This window comes from Bacillus sp. JAS24-2 (assembly GCF_008274905.1).
Lineage (GTDB): Bacteria > Bacillota > Bacilli > Bacillales > Bacillaceae_G > Bacillus_A > Bacillus_A cereus.
The window spans coordinates 3,075,121-3,091,770 of sequence record NZ_CP031068.1 but is presented as its reverse complement, the minus strand read 5'-3'; the positions used below and the strand labels follow the sequence as shown (position 1 = coordinate 3,091,770).

The following is a 16,650-nucleotide window of genomic DNA, read 5'->3' as shown; positions in this document are numbered from 1 at the left end:
ATAGAAAATTCTGAAATTTACAATGATTGTCCTTATATATAAAAATGTTATTTCATTTGCATCGAAGTATAATGCAACCACCGGTTTCAAACATTTGCTACTCTTAGGTTACATCATTCTACTTCTCTATTCTTATGAATTTTTATAATCTATAGTAAAAATAAAATTATAGGAGTTGAAAATCATGGAGTTTTATAAAAAGCTAAAAGAAGAACGTTTAAAGCATAACTTATCACAAGAAGAACTAGCTCTTAAATTAAACATAAGCAGACAATCAATTTCTAAATGGGAGCTTGAAAAAGGCTATCCGAATATTGAAACACTTATTACATTAAGTGATTTATTCAATATTAGCATTGACGAATTAATTAAAGGAGATGATTTCTTGAAAGATAAAATCATCAAAGAAGGGAAAAGGGGGGAATTAAAAATGACAGATCAATTCAAATGGTTATATGTAATGAGTTCGATTTTGGTAGTATTTTGGCTTTTTGTACTTCCTTGGTCCAATCCATCAGGTCTAATATTAAGTATAATTAATCTCATAGCTGTTACTTATTTTGTAATTGTCGTTAACTATATCAAAAATAATAAGAAAAATTTTTTTAATTAAACTTTAAAATTAAAGCCGACAGCCAGTCAGAGTATGAATATTATCCAATTGCTGTCGGCTTTAGTTAATTCAGATTTAATTTAAATTTTGGATACTCGAATTGTTGAAGTAATGGTAGTATCTCCATGCCTATCAAGTTAAAATCTTATACCAACCCCAGAACGGAATTTTTGTACAATTTTTTTGTTGTTTAGCAATCAGTCCAGATTGTTGAATAAAATGTGTTGAAATCAAATAAATAAGCCATTTAGGAGGTGGAATTGCTAATGAAACAACAAGAACAAGTTATCTTTCGTGAGGTTCAGCGGCCACAACAAATTTGGATATGGATACTCATATTAGGGATCGCCATACTGATGTGGTATGGATTTATTCAACAAATTATCTTTGATATTCCGTTTGGAGATAAACCAGCTCCTAATGGTGCATTAATTGTCTTGTGGTTAGTTTTTGGGATTGCTTCTCCTATATTAATGCTTGGGGTATTGAAGCTAATTATTGAGGTTCGTGGAAAAGGTCTTTATGTTCGTTTTGTACCTTTTCATTTTCAATATAGGGAGTATCTCCTCAAAGATATACGTCACTATGAAAGTATTACTTACAGTCCGTTAAAAAGATTTGGAGGATGGGGAATTCGTTTTAATTTTAAGGGTGAAAAAGTCTATAACATGAATGGAAAGAAAGGCATAGAGTTAAAGTTGATATATAATTCAGTTGTAATAGGTACTCAAAAACCGGACGAACTAAAAAAAGCATTGGACTCGGCAAAACAGCATAATGAAAATTAAACTGTAGCAAATGAGCGCTTTAATGGAGGAGAGGTCACAAAAATAATCAAACTCTTTTATGATGGAAACATTCATTACGTGATTAGTAAATTCAAACACAATAGCCAATGTGTTACTAACGATTATTTGGATTTTATTGACACTCTTCGTAACTTTTTATTGGATTGCTAATAAAAAGTTTAATTATGAATAACTATGATGAGGATAGTAGATTTACGAATGCTTTTAAACCTGGAATAATATAATGGATTCAAATAAAACACCGAAATAAGAAAAAGCTTCCACTACTGTGGAAGCTTTTCTAAATAATGTGCAATATCAATATACATATTTGAATAAACCGAATGTATTTCATTACTTGGCGTTGCGTTAGAAGAGAAGTGGGCGATTACCATATTTGCTTTCGGATCGATGTAAAGTGTTTGTCCGTAACTACCTAACACTTCGAAAGCACCTTGTTCATTGTGGGGAATCCACCATTGATTATGATAAGAAATAGAAGCGCCACTACTAATTTCAAGTTCACCTTCTTGTACATTTTTTACACTTTCTGTAATAGAAGAAGGGAGAATTTGTTTTCCGTTATATTCCCCGTTGTTTAATAGTAATTGCCCGAATCTCGCCATATCTCTAGCAGTTGCATTTAATCCAGCACTAGCTTGTTCTACTTTTGTTTCATCTGTAACGTAATACGCGTTTTCTTCCATACCAATTTGAGACCAAATTCGTTCACTTACATTTTCAGCTAGTGATTTACCAGTAATAGTTCTAATAATCCAAGCGAGCGTTTCTGTTGATCCGTTATTGTAAGAAAAGGAAGAACCAGGCGGTGCAGTTTCTTCGGCTTCTCGTAACATATCATAAATTTTCATCGGACCGTCGTAATTTTTGCCGCGGGGTAAAATATTGCTAGCTAAATATAATTGTGCATCTTGATTTTCTAGCCCAGGCTGCTCATATCCATGAGTAGGATATTCAGCTGACACTTGCATGTCCATTAATTGCTGAAGTGTGGCATTACCGAACGGTGTGTTTTTTAATTCTTTTATGTAAGTGTCAGCTGTTTTTTCTAAGTCAATACGTTTTTCTTCAGCGAGAGATTGTATAATCGCCCCGGTAAAGACTTTTGCTAATGATGCCATACCATGAGGTTCATTCTGTTTATACCCATTGAAATATCGTTCATAAACAAGTTGTCCATTATGTACAACGACAAAAGCATCTGTTTTGTTATCGTCTAAAAGTTTTTTTAGAGGAGTTGTATTTCCGAATCTACGCTCCACAGCAAAATCGTCTAAGTTTTGCAATGCGGAAGGGAAGTGAGCAATTTGGTCAGGGTTGTTTTTTACGTTATTAACTAAAGTGAATTCTTTCATATGGGTATATGACCAACGTAAGTAAGGGTCATTTAACCAGTTTTCTTTTGTCACATTATGTTTTGATGGGGTCGTTTTATTTTGTTTGAAGTAAGTAAACCCAAGCCCTGTAATTACAAATATGAATGTTAGTATAAGTAAGAGTAGGGGAGATTTTTTTAGTTTCATATATGGCCCTCCTTTTTATTTCTACTATAAGTATACGCTCGTCTTGAAAGAAATACAAAATAAGGAAAGTAAACGGGGAAGTTTACTTTCCTTATTAACGTTAAGCGGAAATTTTTCCGTCTGTAGGTTGTTTCTTGAATTTTTGTTTTCGTCCGTGTAATCCATAATATAAAAGTAAAGTGAACGCAACGATAATAGCTGCGATAAAATACATATTATGATAACTGGATTTCGCTGCGACAATACCTAAAATGAAAGAACCAAAGCCAATACCACTATCAAAGAATGAGAAATACGTAGCTGTCGCAGAACCACGTCTATGGTTTGGAGCGGCAGAAATCGCAATCGTTTGGAAACTCGGAATTAATGTTCCGTAACCTAAACCGATTAGCATACCTGCGCCAAGGAACCAAAATGAAGTTTGTGCTTGGCTTAATATGAACATTCCGATTGTGAAAATAATGATAGCAGGGTAAACGAGTACATTTTCACCGAAGCGATCAAAAATCTTTCCTGTAAATGGACGAGAAATGACAACAACAAGTGCGTATAAAATAAAGAAGTAACTTGCAATTTCACTTAAACCGAGTTCTTTCGCATAAATAGGAATAAAGGATAAAATACCACTATAAGAAAAGGCTAAAACAAATCCTGTAAGTGCAATTGGAATAGAAGATGGTTCGATTAAGTCTTTCCATTTCATTTTTTCACGTTTTTGTTTGCTAACAGGTGCTTCGTGTGGAATATCTACAAGTAGTCCTAATAAAAATGCAAGTAATGAAAATACGGAACAAACGATAAATAACACAGTAAACGAAAAATGAGAAATAATTGTTAAACCTAAAAAAGGACCAATTACCATCGGCAGACTCATAAATACGCCGAAATATGCAAGTGCTTCGCCTCGTCGATGAGCTGGCGCAACATCAGTTACGATCGTACCAGTAGCTGTCGTTGCCATCCCGAACCCAATACCGTGTAAGAAGCGAAGGGCAAGTAATAAGAATAAACTTTGCGCACCGAAATACATAACAGTAGCGGCTAAAAATAATGAAAGTGAAATAAATAATATTTTCTTTCTTCCTAAATCATCGAGCCATTTTCCTGTGAATGGTCTACATAAAACAGAAGAAATAAGAAACACAGTTGCAACTAAACCAATTTCCTCAGGTTTTCCTTTTAGGCCGTCTATTACATAGACAGGCAGAGTAGTCATAAGCATGTAAAATGTTAAGAAGAGAAATAGACTACTAAAACAAGTTCCGAGGAAATCCTTCGTCCAAAGTTTCTCACTTTGCATCGTCATCCCTCCAATTTAATCTAAATTTTTAATAATTTGTTGTAACACTTGAAATGCTTGATGTAAATCATCTTCGTTAATACCTTCTAGCGTTTTTTCTTCGAAAGTATCAACTTCTTCTTGCCATATTGGAATCATCTTTATCGCTGTTTCGGATAAAGAAATGAGCTTCTCACGGCGATCTTTACCTTCTGTACGAATAATCCATCCCATCGTTTCCATACGTGTTAACGTACGAGTCATCGTTGGTGATTCAACATTTAAATACTGGCACAATTCTGTTTGCGTACAAGAACCAGTTTGATTAATGCGGAAAATAACAGCCCATTGCGCACTAAATAACCCTGTTGGAGATACACGTTCATTAAATTTCTTCGTAAACTTTCGAGAAGTCTGGCTGACGATGTGAAAAAAATGTTGTTTTTCGTCCATGTATTTTGATCCTTTCAAATTAGTTACCTAGCTAACTATATACTTTTTTATAATAATTGTCTAGTAATAGACATGTTGATTTATGTAAAAAATTCTTATAGGTTTTATGTTGCGAACGTACATTCTACGTGCTATTCTTTAATTAAGTAAAGAATTTTCTTTCTATTAAATAGAATGGGGGAACTTGTGATGATTAAGCCTGCAACAATGGAGTTTGTTTCACTATCGAACGGAGAAACGATTGCATATCAGGAAGTTGGAAGGCGAAATACAGATATTCTTGTACTCATTCACGGGAACATGACATCGTCACAACATTGGGATTTAGTTATTGAAAAGTTGCAAGATCAATACCATATTTACGCTCTTGATTTAAGAGGGTTTGGACAATCAACGTATAATCAATCGATAGATTCATTACAAGACTTTGCAGAAGATGTAAAATTATTTATCGACGAGTTAAAGCTAGAGAAATTCTCATTAATGGGTTGGTCAATGGGCGGTGGCGTTGCGATGCAATTTACAGCGAATTACCCAAATTTTGTAGAAAAGTTAATTTTAGTAGAATCAGTAGGAATGAAAGGTTACCCAATCTTTAAAAAAGATACGAATGGGCAGCCGATTGTATCAAGTTTAGTAAAGACGAAAGAAGAAATTGCACAAGATCCAGTACAAATCGCTCCAGTATTAGACGCGATAAAAAATATGAACAAACTATATTACCGTACAGTATGGAATCTATTAATATATACGCATAACCAACCTGAACCGGACCGTTATGAAAAGTATTTAGATGATATGTTAACGCAACGTAATTTCGTAGATGTGAATTATGCGCTCATTACATTTAATATTTCAGATGAATATAATGGGGTTGTAGAGGGAAGTAAGCAAATTCATCGTATTAAAGCGCCAACACTCGTCATACAAGGCGATAGAGATTATGTCGTTCCGCAAGTAGTCGGTGAGGAATTAGCGAAACATTTGCCAAATGCAGAGTTGAAGGTATTAGAAGATTGCGGACACTCGCCGTTTATTGATTGTTTAGATGTATTTATAAAACATGTAGAGAATTGGTTAGAACAGAAATAATCCCCGAAATGAACAGTATTGCATATACTATAACATTGTAGGTAAAAGGGGAGATTATCAATGCATCAACCATTTTTCATCGCTTATTCGCCATATAATCATTACGCATATACAAAAATGATGATAAACCCGCTGTATATGCAAGTTTCGCCAGCTGTAGTTCCTTTACAAATGCAATATCCGCAGCCACCAATCGCTAACGCACAGCAATACTTATATGAAACTGCTTTTTATAAACATCCATACTTTAAGCAATTTCATAACAATGTGAAAGCACAAGTTTGGGAAGGATAAGGTAACAAGCTAAAAGATTCATTCTTTTAGCTTGTTTTTTATTGCGAATATTCGTACACGCATTTGCAGAAACAGTTTATAATGAAAAGTGGAAGCGTGAGAAGGAGAGGGAAAGGGATGTCAATGCGTTTTACTTTTTGGATTATGGTTGGGATTGTAGCAATCTCGGGTTTATCACAAGGAATGCTCTTACCGGCCATTGCAATGATTTTTGAACAAGAAGGGGTTAGTTCAAGTATTAATGGTATTCATGCGACGGCATTGTACATTGGGATATTAGTCATTTCGCCGTTTCTTGAAAAACCGATGCAAAGGTTTGGAATGAAGCCGATTATTGTTATAGGTGGGTTTCTCGTTATTATTTCATTATTCTTTTTTACACAAACATTTTCGTTTTGGGTATGGTTTATCCTTAGATTTCTAGTTGGAGTCGGAGATCATATGCTTCATGTCGGAACACAAACGTGGATCACGACAACATCAGACCCAAGTAAAATAGGGAGACAAGTATCGATATACGGTGTATTCTTCGGAATTGGTTTTGCCGTTGGCCCGTATTTAGCAAGCACTGTGCAGTACGGTCTTGCAACGCCATTTATTATATCTACTTTACTTTGTTTAATAGGTTGGCTTTTACTACTTCCAACAAAAAATGCATTCCCAGCGCAAGATGAAAGAGAAGTGAAGAGTGAATCATCATTTTCTCGTTATAAACAAGTTGTTGGATTAGGATGGATTGCACTGCTAGGACCACTTGCATATGGCGTACTTGAAGCAATGCTAAACAGTAACTTACCAGTATACGCACTTCGTAAAGGGTGGTCTGTTTCAGATGTATCCTTCTTATTACCAGCATTTGCAGTTGGGGGTATTATTACACAAATTCCGCTCGGTATATTGAGTGATAAATACGGAAGGGACCGTATATTAACGTGGACGTTTAGCATAAGTACGGGCATTTTTCTACTTGCCGCCGTATTTGATCAATATTACTGGATCGTCTTTGCCTGCATGCTTTTAGCGGGTATGGTTATTGGATCGTGCTTCTCTTTAGGGCTCGGATTTATGACTGATTTATTACCGAGACATTTACTACCGGCAGGTAATATATTATCCGGAATCGCTTTTAGTTTAGGAAGTATTATGGGACCTGTATTAGGCGGCGTATTTATAGAAAAAATACAGTATACAAGCTTTTTTATTGCGGTTATGATTATAATGGGAATTCTCGCAATGTTATATATGGTCTACATGAAAAATCAATTTGCATCAAGAAAAATAGAAAGTAGGTTAGGGCATGACAAAACAACCTAATAAAAAGAAATTTGAAGTACTTGAAAATGAAACAATTACAGACTGCTTAGCACGTATGGAACAAGAAGGCTACGCTCCGTCTCGTCGTATGGAAGAGCCAATCTTTCATGAAGTAAAGAAAGACGGCAAAACAGTAGTTGAGCCGTGCGGTAGGAAGATTGTTTTTGAAGGGAAATTGAAGTAATCCAATAACAAATTCTCTTTATAGTATAGAGCCATCCAATAGTTGGGTGGCTTGTTTTTTTATTAATCAATGAAGGAATTGAATAGAATGAATCTCTCGTTCATTTCTCCTAATGGGCTTCTTTATATGGGACAAAAGATTGCTACTTTTTTCGTATATTGGTAAAATAAGTTCTTGGGTCTTACTTATTGTTATCGGTATAATGTTTGTCGCTTGAATGAAAGAAATTAGTTACAAAAATTTCGCACTATGCAAAGGGGTACAGCAACGATCCCTTTTTTGGAGGCACCTTAAACATAAAGCGAGAGAAGAGGCTATATGAACGATTCTCCTATCTTGTTTAAATATTAAACGAGTTATTGCAATTGGAATAGGTATATCAAACTAGTCGACATCCTGATGGATCATCTTTTTCTAGTAACCTATCACTTCTGATGGAATCGATAGATTGCTAGAAAGCGGAAAACAATTATTAGTATATTCCGAAGCAGGTGTAACAGAGTGTCCTTCCATAATTAAGGGTAAAACCAAAATACGTTGTTTTAAAGAATGATTTGTTAGAACTGGTTATAAGGAATAAAACAGAAAAGAGGATCACATGTTAGATACTTTACAGAGAAGTAAAAAGTTTTTTTTAGTATGTCTTATTTTTTTAGTGCTTTTAACCGCTTGTGGTAATACAGATGTTAAGACGTCTAAAGCTTCATTACCACCGGCTGAATCCAATATAGATACATCATTAAAAGCACCAAATTGGGTAGAGAAAAGTCCTATCCAACAGTCTCCTAATTTTACGGAAGATAAAAAAGTACAATCGGTTGTGAATTTAATAGCTACGGGTGATAATTTATATCATGACGCAGTAATTAAAGATGGCAAACAAAAAGACGGTTCATATGATTATAATTATATTTATGAAAATATCAAAAAAGCTGTTAAATCAAGTGATCTTGCTATAGTGAACCAGGAGACTCCGATTGCCGGAAATAATTTAAAAGTACAGGGATATCCGACTTTCAATACACCTGAAGAAGTAGGCCAATCTTTAGTGGACACTGGATTCAATATAGTGACGCAAGCGACAAATCACGCTATGGATATGGGTATTAAAGGTGTTGCGAATACAAGAGAATACTGGAAGAAATATCCGGATGTTATCCCGGTAGGTATTAATGAGAGTAAAAACGAGCGTAATGAAATAAAAACGATTACAAAAAATGGTATTCGTTTTGCGTTACTAAATTATACATATGGTACGAATGGAATTAAAATTCCAGCTGATAAGTCTTGGGCTTTAAATTTAATTGATAAAAAAGCGATACAAAATGATGTGGAAAAGGCAAAGAGTAGCTCTGATATGGTGATTGTTATGGTGCATTGGGGAGTAGAATATACCTCAACACCTTCAAAGCAACAAAAAGAAGTTGCTCAATATTTAACAGATTTAGGTGTAGATGTAGTAATTGGAAATCATCCACATGTAATTCAACCAATTGAGTGGAAACAAAATAAAGATGGACATGAAACGCTAATCTATTATTCTCTTGGAAATCTTATTTCTGCGCAAGAAAAATTAGAAACATTAGTTGGAGGATTATCTTATGTACAATTTGTTAAGTATGAAGATAAAACTTTTGGTATACGACAAGCGGCAATCGTACCGACAGTAACCGACTATGCCGATGGTAAGAAACAATTTAAAATTCAATTTTTAAAAGATTATTCGGATGAAAATTCTAAAAAACATGGAATTAAAAAATTTGTCGGTCCCGTTTCTTTGAAGGATTTCAAGGAGATTCCTAGAGACGTGTTGGGAAATTGGTATAAAGACTAATAAACAAAAAGGGAATGAGATACAATTAAAAAATTTATAATTTTAGCATTGGTATTAGCAATGGGATGGAGTCTTGCTGCTTGTAGTGGAAAGCAAACATCTCAGGCAACTACTAATAATAACGATAAAAATAAAAATGAAATACATGCGAAGAAAAAAGATGTTTTACCTATCTCTGATGTTAATGATTGGAGAATTATCCTTGTAAATAGAGAGCATATGTTATCAAAGGAACTAGGAATTGAATTAACAAGTATCACCCAAAATGCGAAGCCAAATATGAAAATAGATAGTAGAATTGCAACTTCCTATCAGGATATGGTAGCAGCTGCAAAAAAAGAGGGAATCAATCTTTATTTAAGATCAGGTTATCGAGCTATAAAATTACAACAAACTTATTATGATGCTTCAGTTAAAAGCTATAAATCTCAAGGCTTGTCGGATAAAGAGGCTAGTGCTAAGGCATTGGAATATCTTCAGTATCCTGGTGCAAGTGAACATCATACTGGATTAGCGTTAGACATTATTTCAGTTGAATGGCAAAATACTGTAGAAGATTTAAATGCAAAATTTGAAACTACCGATGCATTCAAATGGTTAGATAAGAATGCTGCAGAATATGGGTTTACTCTCCGCTATCCAAAAGATAAAGAGAATATTACTGGCATTAAGTATGAGCCATGGCACTATCGTTATGTAGGAAAAGAAGTTGCCGTTTATCTAAAAGAAAAAGGGTTAACTTTAGAAGAATATAACGAAAAAATTAAGTCTGGTAAGTAAAAATATGCTTTAATTTTATTAAACATTATGCACTGCTACAAGAAAAGGTGAATCTGAGGATGTGTTAACATTCCACCTAGTATTGTAAAAACTGAGTATGATAATTTGAGCACGTACGAACCAGTTATCGTGTAAAAAGATGTATGTATTAAGAAATTAAAGTTAAGGATCTGATATTCATATCAGATCCTTTTTCTATCGTTCTTTTAAGAGCGACTGAGCCAAAATATTGGAATGAATATAGAAACAAAACAGCCCAAGGAATAGTAAAACGAGTCCGGGAGCCTACTCGTACGCTTCATTGGGATTATCCAGAAATAGTTGTTTATGAAATAAGAAAGAACTGGTCTTACTCTCAAGCAAGGATTTAATACGAATGAATTGGATAAAAGGTAATAATAAAAAACACTGCGCTTGGCAGTGTTTTTTATTATTTCTGCACATAAATACATAGTCATATTGATTAAAGTTTCACTTTATTGAAGAAAAATGCGAAAGCCATTCATAAAATATGGAAATGTTAAAATCCCTTTGATAAAATAGCAATATGTAAAAATAATTATTTGTTAATTCTTAATGTAATGAATATTCATGTTTAAATATACGAATTTAACTACATAGTTATTGTGCTAAAGGGGGAGAAAGATGTTAGATGAATTGTACAATGCTTTTTTAAATGCGTCTGGTTTTACAGAAAGTGCGAGGAAACGAGATCGGTATGATGATTTACATGATTATTTAAAAGATAAAGAAAGAGAGTTAAAGCAATTCATTCAAGATGCTGAATCAGCGAAGAGAGATTATGAGAGTAAAAGTAATGGTTTAGAAGCTAATAAAATTCCGGCAGTTGAATTTGAACAAAAACGTCATGAAAAGGATGAAGAATTACATACATTAGTATCCTATTTTAAAAGTGCATTAAGCGATGTTGGATCTGCAAAAAGTACAGCTTATGCAAAGTATTTGGAATATAAAGCGAAAGCAGAATCGGAGAAAGCGTCAGCATACGCTGCAGCGACCAAGGCTTTTGAAGAAAAGAAAAAGGAATTTGAAAAACTTATCCATTAAGCATACAAAGAATGGAGGGAACCAGCATGAGTGGTAAAGAGGTTGAAATTATAGGAAGTAACACTGCAAGTGCCATTTCTTACGCACAAAACATTGAAAATGGTATGAAGGATTCTTTAAACCAAGCGAAAGACTTAAAAGCATATGTCACAGGTGCGAAATGGAATGGAAAAACGAGAGATGCATTTTTAAGTTATCTTGATTTGATCATTCAATATAATTCAGAAATGGTAGAGGCATTTGAAGGACATACGAAAGCTTTGAAAGAGTTAGATAAAAGCATTCAAACGTACGGAGATAAATCGGAAGTAAGGGAGATAAAACAACTGTGATGGAGAAACGAGGGATAAAAGAATGGGGAAAGAAATGAGTTTTGCACCTGCTGAATTATATGTTCTCGCAGGTGCAGCTGGGGTTACCGATATATTTGGATTGCCAAACCGTGACGCAATTATTTTACTTGATGCAGAATGTGTCACGAAAGCAACTACGAGTTTAAAAGAAAAAGGCCTACTTACAAGTGAAAATGGAATTACCCCTGCAGCTTTTCAAATAATTGAACTATTAAAGGAATATGAAAATTGTCATGAATACACGAGAATGAATAATGTATTAATTGGCTTTTTAAAAGAGGATAAAGACCGAGTGGCTGTATTAACAGAAATAGAACCAAATAAAAAATACGAGATCGACTACATACCAAAACCGGACGTATATTTTTCATTATTAACACGCATTCCTTTCTTATTGAGAGAACCGAGGGAAATAGAAGATACATTTTTCTCAAAGAGAATGACAGAGGCAGAACAACAAACATTTGAGGAAAAAGATTTATCAAATAAAGACGTTATAGCGATAGAAACGTATACGAGGCCTCGAAGTAATAGAGGAGGAAAATGGGAATGTTTCTTATATTTTACTGAAGGAGAAGATTTCGTTCAAATAGATGTAGATCGTAATCGATATGACTGGGTGAGCCTCTATGCGGTTAATAAGAAATTGTATGACGTGTTAAAAATGCCATATAAAAAGTTAATTGACCCGAGACAATTCTCGTTAGGAGGTATTCAATAATGCAAGTATCAATGGGAGATAGTGGTTCTGGTGGTGGAGAAGAAGTATTAGTTAATTTTCAAGAACTACTTGATATAGTAATGAAGTTAGAAAATATATATAAAATCCATGTAGACGTCATTGGAACGAATATTGAGAGTTTATTAAGCTGTGATTTTTATCAAAAAGGTGAAGCGATGAGAGTAATTGAAAAATATCCTGATATATTACACAAAACACTAGAATTGGCTGAACACTATTCTAGGTCAGCGACAGTTGTAGGAAATGTATGTGTAGAAATGCTTGAAAAGGACGAACAATTACGTGAAATATTAAGTAAGTTGTAGAAATCACCATACGGCTGGGGGGATGAAAACGAGATGGATGTGAAATATAGACCTGAACCATGGCAAAACATGGGGGATGGTATGAATCGAATTACAAAAGATGCACTCATAAAATTACGGGAAGCAAATGAATCATTAAAAAGAATTGATGGAAGAATACGAGATTTAGACTCGGATGGTAGTATACATTTTAATCCTAAAGATCAATCGCAAAAAATCGGGGAATTACTTGATAGCTATTCGACATTACAAAAATATTGCGGAGAAGCAGGGCGATTAGTCTCTGAACATATAGATAAACCTTTTTTAGTAGAAATGGATAAATTCGCTCAAAAAATGAGAGATACATCTATTCTCAGTTTTGAAACAAATAACCGAATTGGCTCTACAACAACGACAGTATTACCAGGTGCGCATGCAGGCTACGGAAGTGTACCACAAACAATACAGAAGAAGAAAGATAAAATAACAGTAGAAGATATTTTTAGAGATTCTCCTGCATTTGATAACGTACTTAGGGCAGAATACAAAGAACTAAAAAAACAAAATCCAGATGCAAAATTAAATTATGAAGAATACAAGAAAGTAGTCCCATCCACACGAGGATTTGAATACAAATCGATAGAAGATGAACAGAAAAAACTAGAAATGGTGCGAGACATAGGAATAGGCGTAGGAATCATCATCACAACAATCCTTTGTCCACCACTCGGAACCGCTGCGGCAGTTGTATACGGCGCTGTACAAATAAAAAGCGGTATCGACGGAGAAGACTGGGGAACACACCGGAAATTGAGCCAAGAAGAACGAACAGGAAACATCATTTTTGGCGGATTAGATGCAATCCCAGCTGTAGGGCTATTAGGAAAAGGAGTAAAAGCATTCAAAGGCACGAGTGAATTAGCTGATTTAGCCAAATTATTAAAATTCAAAGAAGGAATGCCTGGTTTTAATCCAAATTTGGGTAAAAATGTGGTACAATCGCTTAAGGAAAATAAGACTTTAAAGAATGCACTAGATGCTATGAAAAATACTCCTATTCCAGTAGCAGTTAGGACGGTGGATACTGGAATAGGAATGAAGCTTCCTTATATAGAATCTTCAACTGTTGGAGAAGTAGCCGGAAAGTTTTCAAAGGCAAGTACGGCAGCTAAGGATGACGCTTATCAATTTGCTAAGGGTACGGGTGAAGCTCTAGGGAATAAAAAAGTAGCAGTAGGAGAAGAGATTATTGCCCAAAGGGTACTGAAAGCAGAACTTGATTTAACACCAAAACTTACACCATACAAATCTTTAAGTAGGGGTCAGCAGAAAAAAATAAAAGAAAAGATTGAAAATCGTACAGTAACAAAAGAAGAATATAAAAGATACCAATGGGATAAAAGATTTTCAAAAAGAAGAGCTGCAGGGGTTAATGAATTTTGGAAGCAAGAAAAGAAAAGAATTTTAGATGGAGAACCTACAACAAGGGATTGGACTAATGAACAGATACAAGAGATTTTAAAAGGAAAAAAACCTCAATACAATGGGAAATCAATAATTGGACATCATACTTACAATGCTATGAATTATCCACATATATGTAATAGAGGAGAATTAATTTATCCTGTAACTGGCAGGGAACATTTAAAGGGTTGGCATGGCGGAAGCTATAGTAAAAATGCACCTGGTAGACCTGTTAATCCAAACTATTTAGAAGAATTTTAATGGAAAGGAGAATAATAGATGAGTAAAATGGCAATTAAAATAAGCTCTAATGGTTTATTTAGTAAATGTGTAGTACCATTAAGAAAGTACACTGGTTTAGGAATTACAGAGATAAAAAATAAAATTGAAAACAAAGATTTTTTTGCCGAAACAGATGCAAATGATATTGATGATATGGAAAATTTAAAGGGATTAGTTGATAACTTGTTGAAGTTAGGTGCGGAAGTGAAAATATTTGATAGCGATGAATACGGTGAAGGGATTTTCGATTACCAAGAAATTTCTTACGGTGAATTTATAAATAATATTGACCGGTTAAAAGAAATTATGGAAGAATTACAGGATTACGATGATGCTTTGTCTGACGAAGTTTAATTGGTCTTAATAATTATTATTTTAAAAATATATGTTAAAAGCTTGTGTTAGTAAAGCAACATAAGCGAGTGATAAAGCTCATGGTTCTAAAACCATAAATACAAAAGCATATAAGAAAAATAGAAAATAATGTATTTTGAAGTGGACAGAAAAAGAATAGGCTGTTAAAAAGTATATACTCTATGATGGTTGTACCATTATAGATATTACGTGCAATGATAGAATAGAAAATAAAGTAAAAGCTTAAGTGAGATAGTATTTTATTTGGCGATGAATATAAACACACGAAATGTATACTAAACTAACGAGCTCGTACAAACTCGTAAGTTTTAACGTAGTAGTTGTCACGACATATAAAAGGTGTCAAACTGTTACAATAAAATTTACAAATTTAATGTTACTTAAAAAACATATGAAGTTAAAGCACTTGATTGTCTACTTGAGGCAACAAGTGCTTCTTTTTTGCATAGAAATTTAACAGATCATTATAATTTTATTATGTAAAATTTTTACATAGTTTTCTATACAACTAAAGAGAAGAAAAATGTTCGCTATTACTTTCATTTCTGTTATAAAAATTCTACAATAGAAGGCAGAACGTATGTTTGGTATAATCAAAATATACTATATGAAATGATGTACATGAGTTTGAAATTCATGTAATGAGGTAAGCACTACATAACAATGGCTAATATTTAAAGTTTTCGTACCTATAGAATTCAATTCATGTTATATAAATCAATTGTTAGAAAGGAACAGATGTAATGAATCAAATTTCATTTGAAGATTTATTTGAAGAAGAAAAAGAAAAGGTGGAGGTAGCTGAGGTATGTAAGGTACCAGCCCCTTTATCACCATTACAAAAAGATATTTTAGAATTAATTGATTCTGAAGAAATAAGTGCGCTTGAGCTATGTGAACGATTAATACGATCTGGTAAAATACCCGATGAAAGATTCACTACGAATAAGCCTAAAGCATATGGACAAGTATGTTTACTATTAGAAGGTTTTGTTACAGAAGGAAAACTTATTTTTATCAAAGATGATGAGAAAAGAGATAGGGTATATAAATTGAAAGAAGAAGTTTGAGATGTATAGTGGGAGATGAATGATTGGTTCCCTTTAACTTGCAGCTCCGTTAGTCTAGTAATGTCCACAAAAAAGGTGTCAATCTCTCCTAGATTGACACCTTCATACTTTTAACATCTTACATACTTACGCTTAAAACCAAGTCTTCCTCTATCAAGTTCTTTCTGAATACTCTCTGTAGCATTTAGCAAACTGCTTTTTTTATTATCACGTTTGACTTCAACTATACCAACTTCTTTTGCAGTCTCGACTGCTTTTTCATGTAGTGGTACATATGATATTGCCACGGTGTTTAGGAAATTATTCATAGCGGATTTTGTTCGTTCTGGAGAATGATGAATTGTATCTTTCACCATTTCAAGCATATCGGAAATTTTACTTTCGGAAAATTCATTGTCTTTGCGATTTCCTAAAAGCCAACAGTAGCAACTCCAGCCTGCAGACATTTTAAGCTCGTCCCCACTTGCAATCCATTTATCAGCAACATCTTGTGCGATATTTGACTCTGATAAAGTTACTGCCACCACATAATCGGATAGCATATAAAAATATGCCCCGTCTATCCAGCGATCAAAATCAGACTCACTCATAGCTTTTGGATCGGCAATAATACCTGCAAAGTACATAGCATCGTAGTTGCCTGTGGCATAAAGTTCTTCAGCTAATTCTTGATTTAATTTTATTTTTTTAGCGATTGGTTTCATAGCACCTGTAGCTACTCCGAATACTGGCTCATGCGCACCGTTAGATATGTATATTTTTTTCGTTCGTTCCTTACCTAGAGCTTCAAGTTCTTGCATAACTGTTTTAAAATCCATAGTTGTGCAACTTCCT

The 16,650-nt window shown here is 34.1% G+C and carries 19 protein-coding genes; 15 read left to right on the top strand and 4 right to left on the bottom strand.

All coding sequences use genetic code 11. The features are described from left to right. Positions 1 to 184 precede the first annotated feature (184 nt). On the top strand, positions 185 to 613 hold the full coding sequence (locus tag DN407_RS15990) for a helix-turn-helix domain-containing protein (RefSeq protein WP_053512606.1): 429 nt from the start codon (positions 185 to 187) through the stop codon (positions 611 to 613). 266 nt (positions 614 to 879) lie between these two features. Further along, positions 880 to 1,401, top strand: a complete 522-nt coding sequence (locus DN407_RS15985) for a DUF6141 family protein (RefSeq protein WP_016111567.1) — start codon at positions 880 to 882, stop codon at positions 1,399 to 1,401. A gap of 284 nt (positions 1,402 to 1,685) precedes the next feature. Here DN407_RS15985 and DN407_RS15980 read toward each other — a convergent pair whose 3' ends face one another. From DN407_RS15980 to DN407_RS15970, 3 genes are all read right to left on the bottom strand, one after another. Beyond that, positions 1,686 to 2,945 (bottom strand): serine hydrolase domain-containing protein, encoded by a 1,260-nt coding sequence (locus tag DN407_RS15980; RefSeq protein WP_000768752.1) that lies wholly within the window; start codon positions 2,943 to 2,945, stop codon positions 1,686 to 1,688. Positions 2,946 to 3,045: 100 nt separating this feature from the next. Next, positions 3,046 to 4,245, bottom strand: coding sequence for an MFS transporter (locus DN407_RS15975; protein ID WP_001190318.1), 1,200 nt, complete (start codon positions 4,243 to 4,245; stop codon positions 3,046 to 3,048). A 15-nt stretch (positions 4,246 to 4,260) separates the two neighbouring features. Beyond that, on the bottom strand, positions 4,261 to 4,677 hold the full coding sequence (locus DN407_RS15970; protein ID WP_000343675.1) for a MarR family winged helix-turn-helix transcriptional regulator: 417 nt from the start codon (positions 4,675 to 4,677) through the stop codon (positions 4,261 to 4,263). Between the two features lie 189 nt (positions 4,678 to 4,866). Here DN407_RS15970 and phaZ point away from each other — a divergent pair, with 189 nt between their 5' ends. From phaZ to DN407_RS15900, 13 genes are all read left to right on the top strand, one after another. Next, positions 4,867 to 5,769 (top strand): intracellular short-chain-length polyhydroxyalkanoate depolymerase, encoded by a 903-nt coding sequence (gene phaZ / locus DN407_RS15965; RefSeq protein ID WP_098430327.1) that lies wholly within the window; start codon positions 4,867 to 4,869, stop codon positions 5,767 to 5,769. A 60-nt stretch (positions 5,770 to 5,829) separates the two neighbouring features. Then, on the top strand, positions 5,830 to 6,063 hold the full coding sequence (locus tag DN407_RS15960; protein WP_000554161.1) for a hypothetical protein: 234 nt from the start codon (positions 5,830 to 5,832) through the stop codon (positions 6,061 to 6,063). 117 nt (positions 6,064 to 6,180) lie between these two features. Then, positions 6,181 to 7,377 (top strand): MFS transporter, encoded by a 1,197-nt coding sequence (locus tag DN407_RS15955; RefSeq protein ID WP_000062802.1) that lies wholly within the window; start codon positions 6,181 to 6,183, stop codon positions 7,375 to 7,377. Beyond that, complete coding sequence (locus DN407_RS15950) at positions 7,361 to 7,561, top strand: NETI motif-containing protein (protein ID WP_000166303.1); 201 nt, start codon at positions 7,361 to 7,363, stop codon at positions 7,559 to 7,561. Before DN407_RS15955 ends, DN407_RS15950 begins: the two co-directional genes overlap by 17 nt. 598 nt (positions 7,562 to 8,159) lie before the next feature. Continuing rightward, positions 8,160 to 9,395, top strand: a complete 1,236-nt coding sequence (locus DN407_RS15945; RefSeq protein ID WP_000887606.1) for a CapA family protein — start codon at positions 8,160 to 8,162, stop codon at positions 9,393 to 9,395. Between the two features lie 48 nt (positions 9,396 to 9,443). Then, complete coding sequence (locus DN407_RS15940) at positions 9,444 to 10,175, top strand: M15 family metallopeptidase (RefSeq protein ID WP_000241986.1); 732 nt, start codon at positions 9,444 to 9,446, stop codon at positions 10,173 to 10,175. Positions 10,176 to 10,820: 645 nt separating this feature from the next. Further along, positions 10,821 to 11,243 (top strand): hypothetical protein, encoded by a 423-nt coding sequence (locus tag DN407_RS15935; protein WP_000883455.1) that lies wholly within the window; start codon positions 10,821 to 10,823, stop codon positions 11,241 to 11,243. A gap of 26 nt (positions 11,244 to 11,269) precedes the next feature. Then, a complete protein-coding gene (locus DN407_RS15930; protein WP_000014537.1) occupies positions 11,270 to 11,575 on the top strand; it encodes a WXG100 family type VII secretion target in 306 nt (101 codons plus the stop codon). 22 nt (positions 11,576 to 11,597) lie between these two features. Beyond that, positions 11,598 to 12,317 (top strand): DUF5081 family protein, encoded by a 720-nt coding sequence (locus DN407_RS15925; protein ID WP_000514121.1) that lies wholly within the window; start codon positions 11,598 to 11,600, stop codon positions 12,315 to 12,317. Continuing rightward, entirely contained in the window at positions 12,317 to 12,643 is a 327-nt protein-coding gene (locus tag DN407_RS15920) for a hypothetical protein (protein WP_001198201.1), read from the top strand. The genes DN407_RS15925 and DN407_RS15920 overlap by 1 nt, the downstream gene beginning before the upstream one ends. A 33-nt stretch (positions 12,644 to 12,676) precedes the next feature. Further along, positions 12,677 to 14,350: a hypothetical protein gene (locus tag DN407_RS15915; protein ID WP_149216471.1), complete on the top strand. Its 1,674-nt coding sequence runs from the start codon at positions 12,677 to 12,679 to the stop codon at positions 14,348 to 14,350. 18 nt (positions 14,351 to 14,368) lie between these two features. Next, entirely contained in the window at positions 14,369 to 14,725 is a 357-nt protein-coding gene (locus DN407_RS15910; protein WP_000041339.1) for a hypothetical protein, read from the top strand. Between the two features lie 764 nt (positions 14,726 to 15,489). Next, positions 15,490 to 15,816, top strand: coding sequence for a DUF3895 domain-containing protein (locus tag DN407_RS15900; RefSeq protein ID WP_001071909.1), 327 nt, complete (start codon positions 15,490 to 15,492; stop codon positions 15,814 to 15,816). A gap of 110 nt (positions 15,817 to 15,926) precedes the next feature. Here the strand turns inward: DN407_RS15900 and DN407_RS15895 are convergent, their stop codons facing one another. Continuing rightward, positions 15,927 to 16,634, bottom strand: a complete 708-nt coding sequence (locus DN407_RS15895) for a DNA alkylation repair protein (RefSeq protein WP_000346320.1) — start codon at positions 16,632 to 16,634, stop codon at positions 15,927 to 15,929. Positions 16,635 to 16,650: the final 16 nt, after the last annotated feature.